Source organism: Serratia sp. MYb239 (genome assembly GCF_002966855.1).
GTDB classification, from domain to species: domain Bacteria; phylum Pseudomonadota; class Gammaproteobacteria; order Enterobacterales; family Enterobacteriaceae; genus Serratia_B; species Serratia_B rhizosphaerae.
The window spans coordinates 789,409-805,881 of the sequence record NZ_CP023268.1; the positions used below are offsets into that span (position 1 = coordinate 789,409).

At 59.3% G+C, this 16,473-nt stretch carries 11 protein-coding genes; 9 read left to right on the top strand and 2 right to left on the bottom strand.

Annotated features, from left to right (window positions below; translation table 11 throughout):
* Nucleotides 1–15: 15 nt before the first annotated feature.
* Nucleotides 16–1,155, top strand: coding sequence for a glycerate kinase (locus CLM71_RS03675; RefSeq protein WP_105229801.1), 1,140 nt, complete (start codon nt 16–18; stop codon nt 1,153–1,155).
* A gap of 42 nt (nt 1,156–1,197) precedes the next feature.
* On the opposite strand, the gene barA is transcribed toward CLM71_RS03675, so the two are convergent.
* On the bottom strand, nt 1,198–3,927 hold the full coding sequence (barA, locus tag CLM71_RS03680) for a two-component sensor histidine kinase BarA (protein ID WP_105229802.1): 2,730 nt from the start codon (nt 3,925–3,927) through the stop codon (nt 1,198–1,200).
* Between the two features lie 62 nt (nt 3,928–3,989).
* Here barA and rlmD point away from each other — a divergent pair, with 62 nt between their 5' ends.
* The 8 genes from rlmD (at nt 3,990) to CLM71_RS03720 (ending at nt 15,021) form a co-directional block, all read left to right on the top strand.
* On the top strand, nt 3,990–5,318 hold the full coding sequence (rlmD, locus tag CLM71_RS03685) for a 23S rRNA (uracil(1939)-C(5))-methyltransferase RlmD (protein ID WP_105229803.1): 1,329 nt from the start codon (nt 3,990–3,992) through the stop codon (nt 5,316–5,318).
* A gap of 36 nt (nt 5,319–5,354) precedes the next feature.
* The gene (relA, locus tag CLM71_RS03690) at nt 5,355–7,586 is read left to right on the top strand and encodes a GTP diphosphokinase (RefSeq protein WP_105229804.1); all 2,232 of its coding nucleotides are present in this window, start codon (nt 5,355–5,357) and stop codon (nt 7,584–7,586) included.
* A gap of 181 nt (nt 7,587–7,767) precedes the next feature.
* Nucleotides 7,768–8,562, top strand: a complete 795-nt coding sequence (gene mazG, locus CLM71_RS03695; protein WP_105229805.1) for a nucleoside triphosphate pyrophosphohydrolase — start codon at nt 7,768–7,770, stop codon at nt 8,560–8,562.
* Between the two features lie 380 nt (nt 8,563–8,942).
* Nucleotides 8,943–10,580 (top strand): glutamine hydrolyzing CTP synthase, encoded by a 1,638-nt coding sequence (gene pyrG / locus CLM71_RS03700; RefSeq protein ID WP_105229806.1) that lies wholly within the window; start codon nt 8,943–8,945, stop codon nt 10,578–10,580.
* An 82-nt stretch (nt 10,581–10,662) separates the two neighbouring features.
* Nucleotides 10,663–11,958 carry a phosphopyruvate hydratase gene (gene eno, locus CLM71_RS03705; protein ID WP_105229807.1) on the top strand — a complete coding sequence of 432 codons (1,296 nt, stop codon included), beginning with the start codon at nt 10,663–10,665 and terminating at the stop codon, nt 11,956–11,958.
* Between the two features lie 261 nt (nt 11,959–12,219).
* Nucleotides 12,220–13,410, top strand: a complete 1,191-nt coding sequence (locus CLM71_RS03710) for an NAD(P)/FAD-dependent oxidoreductase (protein ID WP_105229808.1) — start codon at nt 12,220–12,222, stop codon at nt 13,408–13,410.
* 11 nt (nt 13,411–13,421) lie between these two features.
* On the top strand, nt 13,422–13,802 hold the full coding sequence (locus CLM71_RS03715; protein ID WP_105229809.1) for a hypothetical protein: 381 nt from the start codon (nt 13,422–13,424) through the stop codon (nt 13,800–13,802).
* A gap of 28 nt (nt 13,803–13,830) precedes the next feature.
* Entirely contained in the window at nt 13,831–15,021 is a 1,191-nt protein-coding gene (locus CLM71_RS03720) for a methionine gamma-lyase (protein ID WP_105229810.1), read from the top strand.
* Nucleotides 15,022–15,051: 30 nt separating this feature from the next.
* On the opposite strand, the gene CLM71_RS03725 is transcribed toward CLM71_RS03720, so the two are convergent.
* Nucleotides 15,052–16,446 (bottom strand): amino acid permease, encoded by a 1,395-nt coding sequence (locus CLM71_RS03725; protein WP_105229811.1) that lies wholly within the window; start codon nt 16,444–16,446, stop codon nt 15,052–15,054.
* Between the last annotated feature and the right edge of the window lie 27 nt (nt 16,447–16,473).

The following is a 16,473-nucleotide window of genomic DNA, read 5'->3' on the forward strand; positions in this document are numbered from 1 at the left end:
TTGTGCAGGCAGCTTATGAAAATAGTGATCGCGCCGGATTCATATAAAGAGAGTTTATCCGCGCTGGCGGTGGCCACCTGCATTGAGGACGGGTTCCGCGAGGTTTTCCCCGCTGCGGAGTTCGTCAAACTGCCGCTGGCCGACGGCGGAGAAGGAACGGTGGAAGCCATGGTGGCGGCGACCGGCGGGCGGATTATCAAGGTGGACGTTACCGGGCCGTTAGGCGAGACGACGCCGGCGTTTTTCGGCCTGTCCGGAGACGGGCGCAGCGCGTTTATCGAGATGGCGGCGGCCAGCGGGTTGGAGCGACTGCCCACCGGGCGGCGCAACCCGCTGAAAACCACCTCCTACGGTACCGGAGAGCTGATCCGCTGCGCGCTGGAGCACGGCGTCAGGCACTGCATTATCGGCATTGGCGGCAGCGCGACCAATGACGGCGGTGCCGGCATGGTACAGGCGCTGGGCGCGCGGCTGCTGGACGAGCGCGGCGAGGAGATCGGTTTTGGCGGCGCCGCGCTGGCGACGCTGGCGCAGATTGACCTCAGCCGGCTGGATGCGCGTATCGGCCAGTGCCGGTTTGAGGTGGCCTGCGATGTGACCAACCCGCTGACCGGGCCGGAGGGCGCTTCCGCCATTTTCGGCCCGCAGAAAGGGGCGACGCCGCAGATGGTGGCGGAATTGGACGGCGCGCTGGGCCACTATGCGCAGGTGATCAAGCGTACGCTGGGCGTGGATGTCCAGCAGGTGCCCGGCGCCGGCGCGGCCGGCGGCATGGGCGCCGGACTGCTGGCGTTTTGTCGGGCAGAACTGCGCCAGGGGATTGAGATCGTCACCGAGGCGTTGGGGCTGGACGCGCTGGTGCGTGACGCGACGCTGGTGATCACCGGCGAAGGACGCATCGATAGCCAGAGCATCAAAGGCAAGGTGCCGATTGGCGTGGCGCGGGTCGCCAAACGTTACGGCAAACCGGTGATCGGCATTGCCGGCAGCCTGAGCGACGATGTCGGCGTGGTGCATCAGCACGGAGTGGATGCGGTGTTCAGCGTGCTGTATCGCGTCTGTACGCTGGAAGAGGCGTTGCACGACGCTGCTGAAAACGTGCGGGCGACGGCGCGCAATATTGCGGCGACGCTGAAGGTGGCGCAGGGGCAGTAACGGCGGCCTCTTCCTGACGGGGAAGAGGCCGTATTCTGACGGTTAACCCAGGTGTTTTCTGGCCGCCTGGCTGACCAGCTCGATTTCATCGAGCAGCTCCAGCCACTCCGGCTCCAGATCCTCGATGGCGACGCCCTGACGCAGCTGTTGTTCAATATAGAAGCAGGTCTGCTTCAGCCGCGGCACGCCGCTGTAGCTGCAGCTGCCGTGCAGTTTGTGGATCAGATCCAGCAGCGTGTCGTCCTGCGCGCCGTCCAGTACCGCCTGCACCCGCTCCCTCACCTGCGGCAGGAAGTCGAGCAGCATTTGCAGCAGGTCGCGCGCCAGATCCTGTTTATTGGCCGCCTGACGCAACGCCAGCGGCCAGTCCAGCGACGCCAGCGGTTCTGTGCCAGGCGGCGGTGTGGCCTCCGCCTCTTGTACGCCGCTGTGGTAGCGCGACAGAACGCGTGTCAGCATCGCTTCGTCAATCGGTTTCGCCAGATAATCGTCCATGCCGGCCTGCAGCAGGTGCTCCCGCTCGCCGCTGACCGCGTGGGCGGTGACTGCAACGATCGGCGTGGAGTTATGGTGCGGCAGCTGGCGGATCAGCTCGCTGGTGCGGATGCCGTCGATATTCGGCATCTGGATATCCATCAGAATCAGGTCCAGCACGTTGTCACGCGCCAGCGCAATGGCTTCTTCGCCGCTTTCGCACAGCAGCGTTTTTTCCACCTGTTCCGCCAGCAGGGTGCCGATCAGTTTCAGGTTGGCCGGGTTGTCGTCCACCGCCATCACGGTCAGCGGCAGGCGTTTACGCGCCGGCGCGGCGTGTTCCTGACGCGGCGTTTCCATGCGCAGCAGCGGGAACAGGCGGGTGCTGGTGACCGGCTTGACCAGGCAGCCTATAGCGCCCTGTTCTTTCAGCAGTTCGGCATCGATCTGTGACTGATACGGCAGGGCCAGAATTACCCGTCTGGCATAGTTGAGCGCTTTCAGCAGTTTGTCCTGATGCTGCGCCATCTTGTCGCGGAACGGGATCGGTACGCCCACCAGCATAAAGTCATAATCGCCGACGGGCAGCTGGCCGAGGGTCGGCGAATGGGTGACGACCAGCGGCGTGGCGTTGAGCATATTCAGCGTCGCCTGCGCCGCCGTCGGATTGGATTCTATATAGGCCAGCGTCTTACCGCTCAGCTCCGGCAGGCACGGCTGGCGCGTCATCAGATCTTCATTCAGGTCCAGCGTAATATGGAACCAGAAGGTGGAGCCGCGGTTAAGCTGGCTGTGGAAACAGATATCGCCGTTCATCTCTTTCACCAGCTTCTGGGTGATCACCAGCCCGAGGCCGGTGCCGCCGTGGCGGCGCGAGATGCTGGCGTCCGCCTGACGGAACGCCTGGAACAGCTGCGACTGCTGGCGTTCGGAGATGCCGATGCCGGTGTCGTGGATTTGCACCTCCAGCTCGACCTGATGTTCCAGCTGGTTGCGCAACTCCACCCGGATATCGATATTGCCGGTTTCGGTAAATTTGACCGCGTTGCCCAGCAGGTTGGTGATCACCTGCTGCAGGCGCAGCGAGTCACCGACCACCTGCTCCGGCACGTCGTTGTGGACGTCGAGCGTCAGCTCCAGCCCTTTTTCATGGGCGGAAGGCGCCAGCAGCACGATCACTTCGTCCAGCGTTTCGCGCAGCGCGAACGGAATATGCTCCAGCACCAGCTTGCCGGCTTCCAGCTTGGAGAAGTCCAGCACGTCGTTGATGATGGTCAGCAGGTTGTTCGCCGAACGCTCGATGGTTTGCAGGTAGTCGTTCTGGGTGGCGCTCAGTTCGGTTTTCAGCATCTGGCGGGTAAAGCCGATCACGCCGTTCAGCGGGGTGCGCAGCTCGTGCGACATATTAGCCAGGAACTCGGATTTGATGCGCGCGGCTTCCTGCGCGCGCTTTTTGGCCAGATCCAGCTCGACGTTCTGGATCTCCATCTGCTCCAGCGTTTCACGCAGGTCGAAGGTTGCCTGATCGATATTCTGCTGCATCTCTTCGTGATAGGCGGTCAGCGACATCGCCATGGAGTTGATGCCGTTTTTCAGCATGTGCAGTTCGCCGAGCATAAAGCCTTCCACCCGGCTGTCGAGCTGGCCGCGGCGGATGCGGTCGACGGTGTTGACCATATTGCGGATCGGCCCGGTGACGTCGCGCATCAGCCGGTAGGCGAACAGGATGGCGATACACATACACAGCAGCAACAGCAGCGTGGAGACAAACACCTCTTTGTACTGCTGCAGGCGCACCGACTGCAGATCCAGCTCGATGGCCACATAGCCGAGGTTATTGTCGCCGTGCGCGCCGCTTTCGGCAGCCTCGTCGGGGTATTGGTTCTCCGACATGATCGGCGTGCGCAGAATCAGCGAGTCGCCGCGGCGCGTCAGCATCAGATCGGTGGGCAATGGCACACCTTTCGGGATCTGCAACTGGGCGAAATTATGGTGATAATTGGAAGTGACAAACAGGTTGTTCTGCGCGTCGAACACGGTGATGGAGCGCACGATATCGGAGTGGCGGCGGTGCAGCAGGCTGACCAATTGGCGCACCGACTCACGGCTGCGGAAGGTCATGCCGTATTCGCTGGCGACGGCGAGCGGTTCGATAATGCTGGCGCCGGCGTCCACCAGCTGCTCCTGCAGCTCATTATAACGGTGCACGACGAAGAAGGTACTGAGCAACAGGCCGATCAATAATGTAGGGGCCAGAATCAATATCATCATGCGCGCGCGCAGGCTGTATTTGGTCATGAGATTCCAATGTGGGAGAATTGCGCTAATCCTAGCTTAATGAACCAGCAACCGACAATTTTATGGCGCAATTCTACTCTCCCAAACGCCGCGTGACGACCCGGCAGAACACACAAATCTTCACCGTGACGGTGAGCGACCTCGATCCCTTCGGTCAGGGTGTGGCGCGCCACAACGGTAAAGCGGTGTTTATCCCGGACGTACTGCCGGGCGAACAGGCGGAAATTCAGCTGACGGAAGACAAGCGTCAGTTCGCCAAAGGCAAGCTGAAACGCCTGCTGAGCCGCAGCCCGCAGCGGGTGGAGCCGCGCTGTCCGCACTTTGGCGTCTGCGGCGGCTGTCAGCAGCAGCATGCGGATGAAAGCCTGCAGCAGCAGAGCAAGGCAGCGGCGCTGGAACGGATGATCGCCCGCGAAACCGGCGTCAGCGTGCCGCAGGAGGCGGTGATCGCCGGGCCGCAATACGGCTATCGCCGGCGCGCGCGTCTGGGGCTGATGTGGCAGCCGAAGCGGCAAACCCTGCAGATGGGCTTTCGTCAGGCTGGCTCCAGCGAGCTGGTGTCGGTGACTCAGTGCCCGGTGCTGGCGCCGGAGCTGGAGCGACTGCTGACGCCGCTGCGCGCCTGCCTGAGCGGGCTGCAGGCGGTGAAGCGCCTGGGGCATGCCGAACTGGTGCTGGCGGACAACGGGCCGCTGCTGGTGTTGCGGCACCTGGATGCGCTCAGGCCGGCCGACCGCGAGGCGCTGCTGACCTTCGCCCGGCAAAATGCCGTAACGATTTATTTGGCGTCGGACAGCGAACAACTGGAGAAACTGTGCGGTGATACGCCGTATTATCAGGTTGACGGGCTACGCTTAGACTTCAGTCCGCGCGACTTTATTCAGGTGAACGATGCGGTCAACCAGCAGATGGTGGCGCAGGCGCTGGAGTGGCTGGAGATTCAGCCCGACGATCGGGTGCTGGATCTGTTCTGCGGTATGGGCAATTTCACCCTGCCGCTGGCTCGGCGGGCGAAAGCGGTGGTCGGCATCGAAGGTGTTGCCACGCTGGTAGCGAATGGGCAATATAATGCACATAAGAATTTACTGAGTAATGCGTCGTTTTTTCATCAGAACCTGGAAGAAGACGTGGAGCGGCAGCCTTGGGCGCAACAGGGATTTGATAAGGTTATGTTGGATCCTGCCCGGGCGGGCGCGGCTGGAGTGATGTCACATATTGTAAAACTGGCGCCGGAGCGGGTGGTGTACGTTTCCTGTAACCCCACCACGCTGGCGCGCGACAGCAAAACGTTGCTGTCCGCCGGTTATCGTCTTGCGCGTGTGCGTATGCTGGATATGTTCCCGCACACGGGGCATCTTGAATCAATGGCGCTGTTTATCCGTCAGGAATAGCGGTTGCCTGTGGTCGCTGCAAAGTAGGGAGAAGGTATGGTTGCGGTAAGAAGTGCACATTTGAACACGGCGGGTGAATTCGCTCTCGACGAGTGGCTTGCCGGTCTTGGGCTACCCAACCCACAGTCCGTTGAACGGCTGGCCGATACCTGGCGCTATTGCGAGCAACAGACCAAAGACCATCCGGACGCGCCGAAACTGCTGGGGCGCGGTCTGGAGATGGTGGAAATTCTCTCGACCCTCAGCATGGACAACGACAGCATGCGCGCCGCGCTGCTGTTCCCGCTGGCCGACGCCGGTCTGGTGCAGGAAGAGACCCTGAACGAGGCGTTCGGCAACAATATCGTCGCGCTGGTACACGGCGTGCGCGATATGGATGCGATTCGCCAGCTGAAGGCGACCCACAACGACTCGATGGGCTCCGAGCAGGTCGATAACGTGCGCCGCATGCTGTTGGCGATGGTGGAAGATTTCCGCTGCGTGGTGATCAAACTGGCGGAACGTATTGCCCACCTGCGTGAAGTGAAAGACGCGCCGGAAGATGAACGGGTGCTGGCGGCCAAGGAGTGCTCCAATATCTATGCGCCGCTGGCCAACCGCCTGGGTATCGGCCAGCTGAAGTGGGAGCTGGAGGATTTCTGCTTCCGCTACCTGCATCCGGAAGAATACAAGCGCATCGCCAAGCTGCTGCATGAACGCCGTATCGACCGCGAACAGTTTATTGATGATTTTGTTGCTTCGCTGCGCAAGGCGATGGCGGACGAAGATATTCGGGTGGAAATCTACGGCCGTCCCAAGCATATCTACAGCATCTGGCGCAAAATGCAGAAAAAGGCGCTGGCGTTCGACGAGCTGTTCGACGTGCGTGCGGTGCGCATCGTGGCCGAACGGCTGCAGGACTGCTATGCGGCGCTTGGCATTGTGCATACCCATTTCCGTCATCTGCCGGACGAGTTCGACGACTATGTCGCCAACCCGAAACCCAACGGCTATCAGTCGATCCACACCGTGGTGCTCGGCCCGCGCGGCAAAACGGTCGAGATCCAGATCCGTACCCGCCAGATGCACGAGGACGCCGAGCTGGGCGTCGCCGCGCACTGGAAATACAAAGAGGGCGCCGGTGTTACGGTGCGTTCCGGTTACGAAGAGCGCATCGCCTGGCTGCGTAAGCTGATCGCCTGGCAGGAAGAGATGGCCGACTCCGGCGAAATGCTCGACGAAGTGCGCAGCCAGGTGTTCGACGACCGGGTGTATGTGTTTACGCCGAAGGGCGACGTGGTCGACCTGCCGGCCGGCTCAACGCCGCTGGACTTTGCCTACCACATCCACAGCGACGTCGGCCACCGCTGCATCGGCGCCAAGATCGGCGGGCGCATCGTGCCGTTCACCTATCAGCTGCAGATGGGCGACCAGATTGAAATTATCACTCAGAAGCAGCCGAACCCGAGCCGCGACTGGCTGAACCCGAACCTTGGCTACGTCACCACCAGCCGCGGACGTTCGAAGATTCATAACTGGTTCCGTAAGCAGGATCGCGATAAAAACATCCTGGCCGGCCGCCAGATGCTGGACAACGAACTGGAACACCTCGGCATCAGCCTGAAAGAGGCGGAAAAACTGCTGATCCCGCGCTACAACATGAACTCGCTGGACGAAGTGCTGGCGGCGATTGGCGGCGGGGATATTCGCCTCAATCAGATGGTGAACTTCCTGCAGAGCAAGTTCAATAAGCCGAGCGCCGAAGAGCAGGATCGCGAAGCGCTGCGCCAACTGGTGCAGCACAAGGCGCCGCCGGCGACCCGCAAGAAAGACGATGGCCGGGTGGTGGTGGAGGGCGTCGGCAATCTGATGCACCACATCGCCCGCTGCTGCCAGCCGATTCCGGGCGACGATATCATCGGCTTTATCACTCAGGGACGCGGTATCTCCATCCACCGCGCCGATTGCGACCAGCTGACCGAACTGCAATCCCACGCGCCGGAGCGCATCGTCGACGCCGTGTGGGGGGAAAGCTATTCCAGCGGTTATTCGCTGGTGGTGAGGGTGATGGCCAACGATCGCAGCGGCCTGCTGCGTGATATCACCACCATCCTCGCCAACGAAAAGGTGAACGTGCTGGGCGTCGCCAGCCGGAGCGATACCAAAAAGCAGATGGCCACCATCGATATGGATATCGAAATCTACAACCAGCAGGTGCTGGGCCGGGTGCTGGCGAAGCTGAACCAACTGCCGGATGTGATAGATGCCAAGCGTCTGCACGGCAGCTGAATCTCCGGCGTCTTTCACACCGCCTCGTTGTTGCCGCCTAGATGTGGCGCGAAATCCATTGGGGATTCAGGTGCCTGACGTTTGGATGCGGCGCAGCTGTTGAAATACAACGCAAAACTTATTGAGCCATCAAGGAGACGGACGCCATAATGAGCGTCCGTTCTTTTTCAGAGATTTTGCCATGACCCCATCTACTCCGCTGCAGCGTCTGCTCAATATCATGAAAACGCTGCGCGACCCGCAGGCGGGCTGCCCGTGGGACCGCAAGCAGACCTTCGCCACCATCGCGCCGTATACGCTGGAAGAAACCTATGAGGTGCTGGATGCCATTGAGCGCCAGGACTACGCCGACCTGCGCGATGAGCTGGGCGATCTGCTGTTTCAGGTGGTGTTCTACGCCCAGATGGGGCAGGAGCAGGGGCTGTTTGATTTTGACGAGGTGTGCACCGCCATCAGCGACAAGCTGGAGCGCCGCCACCCGCACATCTTCGGCGACGCTGACGCTGCGGACAACGCGACGATTGCGGCGCGCTGGGAGCAGCTGAAGGCCGGTGAGCGGGCGGAAAAGGCGCTGCACTCAGCGCTGGACGATATCCCCAACGCGCTGCCGGCGCTGATGAAGGCGCACAAAATCCAGAAGCGCTGCGCTGCGGTAGGCTTTGACTGGCATACGCTCGGCCCGGTGCTCGACAAGGTGCATGAAGAGATTGACGAAGTGATGCACGAAGCGCAGCAGGCGGTGGTGGACCAACAGAAGCTGGAAGAGGAAATCGGCGACCTGCTGTTCGCCACGGTGAATCTGTCGCGCCATCTGGGCCACAAGGCGGAAAACGCACTGCAGGCCGCCAACCGCAAGTTCGAGCGGCGCTTCCGTCAGGTGGAAAGCATCATCGCGCAGCAGGGGCTGACGATGGCGGAGGCGACGCTGGAGCAGATGGAAGAGGCCTGGCAGCAGGTTAAGCAGCAGGAAAACTAAATGCGTTTTGCGCTGTCTGATTTAGCGTAACGGCATCCGGCAGCTTGTTTGATCGATCACAATGTTCGCTCAGGCTGAAACGGTTAAGCTTATCGTCAGTTGCGGATACGGCGCAGCGGCGCCTGCTAAAAAAGCCAACAAACTGAAATGTAAGGCGTTTTAGTGGCCCTGACATGCGTTAATCGACGGTTTTTATCGCTAACCCTTTGTTTTAAAAGCCTACCCGGATGGCGGTAAACGGCAAAAACCTGAGGAACTCGCGGGGATGACAGAGATGATGGAGAGTAAAACGATCGTTTGTAGGTCAAGACAGGTTCGGGTATACTACTTTCCCGTCTTGGTTCTTCCATCGTCTTTAAACCTAAACTCTCAGGTTCAGCATGACAACTAATTATATTTTTGTGACCGGCGGGGTCGTATCCTCTCTGGGTAAAGGCATTGCCGCAGCCTCTCTGGCGGCTATTCTTGAAGCCCGTGGCCTCAACGTTACCATCATGAAACTGGACCCGTACATCAACGTGGATCCGGGCACCATGAGCCCGATTCAGCATGGGGAAGTTTTCGTCACCGAAGACGGCGCAGAAACCGATCTGGACTTGGGTCACTACGAGCGCTTCATCCGTACCAAAATGACGCGCCGCAACAACTTCACCACCGGCCGCATCTATTCCGACGTGCTGCGTAAAGAACGCCGCGGCGACTATCTGGGCGCGACCGTACAGGTTATTCCGCACATCACCAACGCGATCAAAGAGCGCATCATCGAAGGCGGCGAAGGCCACGACGTGGTGCTGGTGGAAATCGGCGGCACCGTCGGCGATATCGAATCACTGCCGTTCCTCGAAGCTATCCGCCAGATGGCGGTGGAAGTGGGTCGTGAGCACACGCTGTACATGCACCTGACGCTGGTGCCGTACATGGCCGCAGCCGGTGAAGTGAAAACCAAACCTACCCAGCATTCCGTTAAAGAGCTGCTTTCCATCGGTATTCAGCCGGACGTGCTGATTTGCCGTTCCGATCGCGCCGTTCCAGCCAATGAGCGGGCAAAAATTGCGCTGTTCTGCAACGTGCCGGAAAAAGCGGTTATCTCCCTGAAAGACGTTGATTCTATTTATAAAATCCCAGGCCTATTGAAATCTCAGGGGCTTGATGATTATATTTGTAAACGATTCAGCCTCAACGCGCCGGAAGCCAACCTGGCCGAGTGGGAGCAGGTGATTTACGAAGAAGCCAATCCGGGCGGCGAAGTGACCATCGGTATGGTCGGCAAATATATCGAACTGCCGGATGCCTATAAATCCGTGATTGAGGCGCTCAAGCACGGCGGCCTGAAAAACCGCGTTACCGTGAACATCAAGCTGATTGATTCGCAGGACGTGGAGACGCGCGGCGTGGAAGTGCTGAAAGGGCTGGATGCTATCCTTATCCCTGGCGGCTTCGGCTACCGCGGCGTGGAAGGCAAAGTGATGACCGCACGCTATGCGCGCGAGAACAATATTCCTTATCTGGGTATTTGCCTGGGTATGCAGGTGGCGCTGATGGAGTTTGCCCGTCACGTTGCGGGAATGGAAAACGCCAACTCCACCGAATTTGAGCCAGACTGTAAGTACCCGGTCGTGGCGTTGATCACCGAGTGGCGCGACGAAGACGGCAACGTCGAAATGCGCAGCGAAGAGAGCGACCTGGGCGGCACCATGCGCGTCGGCGGCCAGCAGTGTCATCTGAGCGACGACAGCCTGGTGCGTCAGCTGTACGGCGAGCCGACCATCGTCGAGCGTCACCGTCACCGTTATGAAGTTAACAATATGCTGTTGAAGCAGATTGAAGCCGCCGGGCTGCGCGTAGCCGGCCGCTCTGCGGACAACAAGTTGGTTGAAATTATCGAGCTGCCGGACCATCCATGGTTCGTCGCTTGTCAGTTCCACCCGGAATTCACTTCGACGCCGCGTGATGGGCATCCGCTGTTCGCCGGTTTTGTGAAGGCGGCGGCTGACCAGCAGAAGCGTCAGGAGAAGTAACGTTTTAGCGACAACGCGCGGTGAGAACCGCGCGTTGTTTGTCTGGAGTTTTAGTTAACTTGTGACTTGAGGAAAACCTACTATGTCCAAAATCGTTAAAGTCATCGGCCGTGAAATCATCGACTCACGCGGTAACCCAACTGTAGAAGCCGAAGTTCACCTGGAAGGCGGTTTCGTTGGTCTGGCTGCTGCGCCGTCAGGTGCTTCTACCGGTTCCCGTGAAGCGCTGGAACTGCGTGACGGTGACAAGTCTCGTTTCCTGGGTAAAGGCGTACTGAAAGCCGTTGCCGCAGTAAACGGTCCAATCGCTGAAGCCGTGGTGGGCAAAGATGCCAAAGACCAGGCTAACATCGATAAGATCATGATCGAACTGGACGGCACCGAGAACAAATCCAAGTTCGGCGCCAACGCCATTCTGGCGGTTTCCCTGGCTGCTGCTAAAGCTGCCGCTGCCTCCAAAGGCATGCCGCTGTTCGAGCACATTGCTGAACTGAACGGTACCCCAGGCAAATTCTCCATGCCTCTGCCAATGATGAACATCATCAACGGCGGTGAGCACGCTGACAACAACGTCGACATTCAGGAATTCATGATTCAGCCGGTTGGCGCGAAGACCCTGAAAGAAGCGGTGCGCATGGGCTCTGAAGTGTTCCACCACCTGGCGAAAGTGCTGAAATCCAAAGGCATGAACACCGCTGTCGGCGACGAAGGCGGCTACGCGCCAAACCTGGGTTCCAACGCTGAAGCGCTGGCGGTTATCGCGGAAGCGGTAAAAGCAGCGGGCTACGAACTGGGCAAAGACATCACCCTGGCGATGGACTGCGCAGCGTCCGAATTCTACAAAGACGGCAAGTACGTGCTGGCCGGCGAAGGCAACAAAGCCTTCACCTCTGAAGAGTTCACCCACTTCCTGGAAGAGCTGACCAAACAGTACCCGATCGTTTCCATCGAAGATGGTCTGGACGAGTCTGACTGGGACGGCTTCGCTTACCAGACCAAAGTACTGGGCGACAAAATCCAGCTGGTTGGCGACGACCTGTTCGTCACCAACACCAAGATCCTGAAAGAAGGTATCGAAAAAGGCATCGCCAACTCTATCCTGATCAAGTTCAACCAGATCGGTTCTCTGACCGAAACTCTGGCGGCGATCAAGATGGCGAAAGATGCCGGCTACACCGCGGTTATCTCTCACCGTTCCGGTGAAACCGAAGACGCGACCATCGCTGACCTGGCGGTAGGTACTGCAGCAGGCCAGATCAAAACCGGTTCTATGAGCCGTTCTGACCGCGTTGCCAAGTACAACCAGCTGATTCGTATCGAAGAAGCGCTGGGCGAGCGTGCGCCGTTCAATGGTCTGAAAGAAGTTAAAGGCCAGTAATAATCGCGAATTGTCGCGAATAATAAAAACCCGCTGCGGCGGGTTTTTTTATGCCAGTCCGCAGAGAAATTATATGCCGGTTATTTATTAATATCTCATCATTTACTTTTTCTTTTTTGTGATATTTATTGTTAATAACCATAGCGTTAATTATTTATTCTTTTTTTGCTGGCATTATAACTTTTCATCACTAGACTTATATTCCGTAAGGATATTCTTTATCACTTTCGCCGGCCTGGCGCCGGGTTGAATGGAGATATCATGCGGAAAAGAATCGTGATTGTCGGTGGCGGCACCGGCGGCACCATGCTGGCCAACATTCTGGCGCGCAAACTACATCGTGAAATTATTAATAATAAAGTTGAGTTATTAATGATTTCTCAAACGGCGGCGCATTATTTCAAACCGGCATTTATGTATGTCGCGTTTAACGCATTTTTTAAATATGAATTAATGCGTGCGCAGCAAAGTCTGTTACGTCCGGAAATTAAATTTATTGTCGATAAAGCGGAGGGCGTTGATTTTCAGCAGCGCCGGTTATTTACCGCCAGCGGCAATAATTATGACTATGACTTTCTGGTCTTTGCCACCGGATGCCTGCCCTGGACGGAAAAAATTCCCGGGCTGGCCGAAGGCGGCGACCACTTTTATCAGTATCAGGCGGCACGCCGGCTGGCGGATAAGCTGGCGACGATTGAAAAAGGGCGCATCTTTATCACCGTCTCTTTCCCGCAGACGCCCAACGTTCCGCATCAGTGCGGCATCGCGCCGATTGAAACCACTCTGATGCTGGATGAGTACCTGCGCCAGCGCGGCGTGCGTAATCAGATAGAGATAATTTATACCTACCCGACCATTTCCCAACTGCTGCGTAACTGCCTGTTTTTACAGCGTCCTACCGGCGAAGCGCTGCCGGAAATTTTTGCCGCGCGCGGCATTAAGCACCAGCGCGGCTTTACTCTGAATCAGGTGGATGCCGGGCGGCGCATCGCCTATTCCGCCGAGGGAGATGAACAACCGTTCGACATCCTGATGGCGACACCGCCGATTCGCGCGGTGGAAATGGTGCGCAATACCGGCCTGAGCGATATCGATAACGGCGAAGGATGGCTGCCGACCGACCCGCAGACGCTGCAGGTTTACGACCAGCGTGGGGTATATGTGATCGGCGATACGGTCGACCTGCCGATCAGCAAGGCGGGCGGCTCCTGTCACAATCAGGCGCCGGTGATCGCCGACAATATCGTGGCGGAGATGCAGCTGGGCCATCCGGTGCGCCATTACGACGGCAAGGTTCAGGCGGTGGCGCAGTTCAGCCTGAGCAGCGGTATGCCGCTGGTGTATGACTATCGTCATGACGTCGTGCCAACCCCGGCCACCAAACTGGGCGGTATGTTACGCAACGGCGTGAACCGCGGTCTGTACTGGGCTGCGGTGCGCGGTCTGATATAACGGAGTGGAGCATGGAAAACACTCAGACTGAGGCGCTGGCGGCGCTGATGGAAAAACTGTCCCCGTTGCTGGCGAGCGGCCGGCTGAATAACGTGGTCGACGCGCTCTCGCTTACCTCGGATTTGATCGACATGGCGGATAGCGCGCTGGTCGAGAAGCTGGCCGCAGTATTTGAAGACCTGACCAGCGCCGGCTGGGAAGGGGGAACGGCGCTGAAAATGGCCTATAGCGAACTGCAGCAGAATGAGCAGCCGGCGACTTTGCGCGGGCTGTACGCACTGTTGCGTCAGCCGGAAACGCTGCTCGGGCTGATGTTGGTATTGCGCACTCTGAATATTATCGGCGGACGCATGCGCGCCGCGAGCCTACCGGCGGATGTCACACCGGAATAATCGTCACCATCCATATCAAGGAGTCACTATGTCGTCAGCAAGCAAGCAGGCTTTCGCCACGCGGGCCATCCACCATGGTTATGACCCGCAGCAGTATCATGGCGCACTGTGCCCGCCGGTGTTTATGAGCTCCACCTTTACTTTCCCGTCGGCGGAATACGGCGGCGCCTGTTTTGCCGGCACCGAACCCGGCTATTTCTACTCGCGCATCGCCAATCCGACGCTTAACCTGCTGGAACAGCGTATCGCCAATCTGGAGGGCGGCGAAGCGGCGGTGGCGTTTTCATCCGGCATGGGGGCGGTGACGGCCTGCTGCTGGACTCTGCTCGGGCCGGGCGATGAGCTGATTGTGGATGAAACGCTGTACGGCTGCACCTTCAGCTACTTCCATCACGGGCTGGAGCGTTTCGGCGTCAAGGTGACCCACGTCGATATGACGCAGCCAGAGGCGCTGGCGGCGGCGATCGGGCCGCGCACCCGGCTGGTGTATTGTGAAACGCCGGCCAACCCCAATATGCGGTTGGTGGACATTGCGGCGGTGGCGGCGATTACCCACCGGCATGCGGCGCTGCTGCTGGTGGATAATACCTACTGTACGCCTTATCTGCAGCAGCCGCTGGCGCTGGGGGCGGATATCGTCCTGCACTCGGCGACCAAGTACCTTGGCGGGCACGGCGATTTGCTGGCCGGGGTGGTGGTGACCCGCGCCGAGCTGGCGCAGGATATCCGCCTGATCGGCCTGAAGGACATGAACGGCGCGGTGCTGTCGGCGCAGGATGCGGCGCTGCTGCTGCGCGGGCTGAAAACCCTGCCGCTGCGGATGGAACGCCACTGCGACACCGCGCAGCGCATTGCAGAAATGCTGGCGCGGCATCCGGCGGTCGAGCGGGTTTATTATCCGGGGCTGCCGGTCTTCCGGCAGTACCAACTGGCGCAGCGGCAGATGGCGCGCCCGGGCGGCATGATCGCCTTTGAGCTGAAGGGCGGCATGGCGGCGGGCATCCGTTTCCTCAATGCGCTGCAGCTGATTCTGCGGGCGGTCAGCCTGGGAGATTGTGAATCATTGGCGGAGCATCCGGCCAGTATGACGCATTCGGCCTATAGCGAAGAGGAGCGCCACCGTCACCATATCAGCGACGGATTGATCCGGCTGTCCGCCGGGCTGGAAGATGCCGACGATCTGCTGGCGGATATTGAGCAGGCGCTGGCGCAGGCGTAAATAACAAGGGGCGCCAGGCGCCCCGTAAGGTTATACATCGTGTGCCGACTGGCCGATGTTGAGACCGTTGCCTTTTTTGCGCACCCACAGCCAGTAGGCCAGCGTGAGCAGCGCCACCCAGGCCAGTCCGACATACAGCGCGATGCGGCTCTCCTCAAAGTAACCGAGCAGGCCGATGACAAACACCATAAACGCCGTCGCCAGCGCCGGTGCGACCGGCCACCACGGCACCGGGAAGCTCAGCGCGGCGGCTTCCTCTTTGCTGATGGTGCGGCGCATGACGATCTGCGACAGCAGGATCATCAGCCACACCCAGACGGTGGCGAAGGTGGCGATGGAGGCGATGATCATAAAGATCTGTTTCGGGATCAGGTAGTTGAGCACCACGCCGACCAGCAGGGCAATCGCCATCACCAGCACCGTCATCCAGGGCACGCCGTTGCCGGTCAGTTTGGTGAAGCTCCTCGGCGCCTGGCCTTCCTGCGCCATGCCGTACATCATCCGTCCGGCGCCGAAGATATCGCTGTTGATGGCGGAAATAGCGGCGGTGATCACTACTACGTTCAGCAGGTTGGCGGCCGATTCAATGCCCAGGCTGCTGAAGATCTCGACAAACGGGCTGCCGTTCTGGCCGATGCTGTTCCACGGATAGATCGCCATCAGCACCATCAGCGTCAGCACGTAAAACAGCAGGATGCGCAGCGGGACGGCGTTAATCGCCTTTGGCAGCACCTTGTCGGGATCCTTCGCTTCGCTGGCGGTGATGCCGATAATTTCAATGCCACCGAAGGCGAACATCACCACCGCCAGCGAGGCCACCACGCCGCCGAAGCCGTTAGGCATAAAGCCGCCGTGCTGCCATAAATTGCTGAGGCCGGTGGCCTGCTGGGCCTGGCCGAAGCCAAACATCATCACCGCCGCGCCGCCGATAATCATGGCGACGATCGCCGCTACTTTGATCAGCGACAGCCAGAATTCCATTTCGCCGAATACTTTTACGCTGCACATATTCAGTGCGCCGATAAAGAGGATGATACTCAGCACCCAGACCCACTGGGCGACGTCCGGGAACCACAGCCCCATATAGATGCCGAAGGCGGTGACGTCGGCCAGCGCGACGATCACCATTTCAAAGGTATAGGTCCAGCCGGTGAGAAAACCGGCCAGCGGGCCGAGGTAACGGCTGGCGTAATGGCCGAACGAGCCGGAAACCGGCTGATGCACCGCCATCTCTCCCAGCGCGCGCATCACCATAAACACCGCCGCGCCGCCCACCAGATAGGCCAGCAGGACCGCCGGGCCGGCCAGCTGGATGGCGCCGGCGGAGCCATAAAACAGGCCGGTGCCGATCGCCGAACCCAATGCCATAAACCGAATATGTCGCGCGTTAAGTCCGCGTCTGAGTTGTGTTGTGTCGCTACGCATGTTGCTTCCCGTTGTTGTTGTTTTGCG

What these genes read in the sequence shown, in the direction of transcription:
- relA (WP_105229804.1), top strand. Translation starts at nt 5,355, where the DNA reads ATGGTTGCGGTAAGAAGTGCACATTTGAACACGGCGGGTGAATTCGCT.
- CLM71_RS03725 (WP_105229811.1), bottom strand. Translation starts at nt 16,446, where the DNA reads ATGCGTAGCGACACAACACAACTCAGACGCGGACTTAACGCGCGACAT.
- CLM71_RS03710 (WP_105229808.1), top strand. Translation starts at nt 12,220, where the DNA reads ATGCGGAAAAGAATCGTGATTGTCGGTGGCGGCACCGGCGGCACCATG.
- CLM71_RS03720 (WP_105229810.1), top strand. Translation starts at nt 13,831, where the DNA reads ATGTCGTCAGCAAGCAAGCAGGCTTTCGCCACGCGGGCCATCCACCAT.
- pyrG (WP_105229806.1), top strand. Translation starts at nt 8,943, where the DNA reads ATGACAACTAATTATATTTTTGTGACCGGCGGGGTCGTATCCTCTCTG.
- barA (WP_105229802.1), bottom strand. Translation starts at nt 3,927, where the DNA reads ATGACCAAATACAGCCTGCGCGCGCGCATGATGATATTGATTCTGGCC.
- eno (WP_105229807.1), top strand. Translation starts at nt 10,663, where the DNA reads ATGTCCAAAATCGTTAAAGTCATCGGCCGTGAAATCATCGACTCACGC.
- CLM71_RS03675 (WP_105229801.1), top strand. Translation starts at nt 16, where the DNA reads ATGAAAATAGTGATCGCGCCGGATTCATATAAAGAGAGTTTATCCGCG.
- rlmD (WP_105229803.1), top strand. Translation starts at nt 3,990, where the DNA reads ATGGCGCAATTCTACTCTCCCAAACGCCGCGTGACGACCCGGCAGAAC.
- mazG (WP_105229805.1), top strand. Translation starts at nt 7,768, where the DNA reads ATGACCCCATCTACTCCGCTGCAGCGTCTGCTCAATATCATGAAAACG.
- CLM71_RS03715 (WP_105229809.1), top strand. Translation starts at nt 13,422, where the DNA reads ATGGAAAACACTCAGACTGAGGCGCTGGCGGCGCTGATGGAAAAACTG.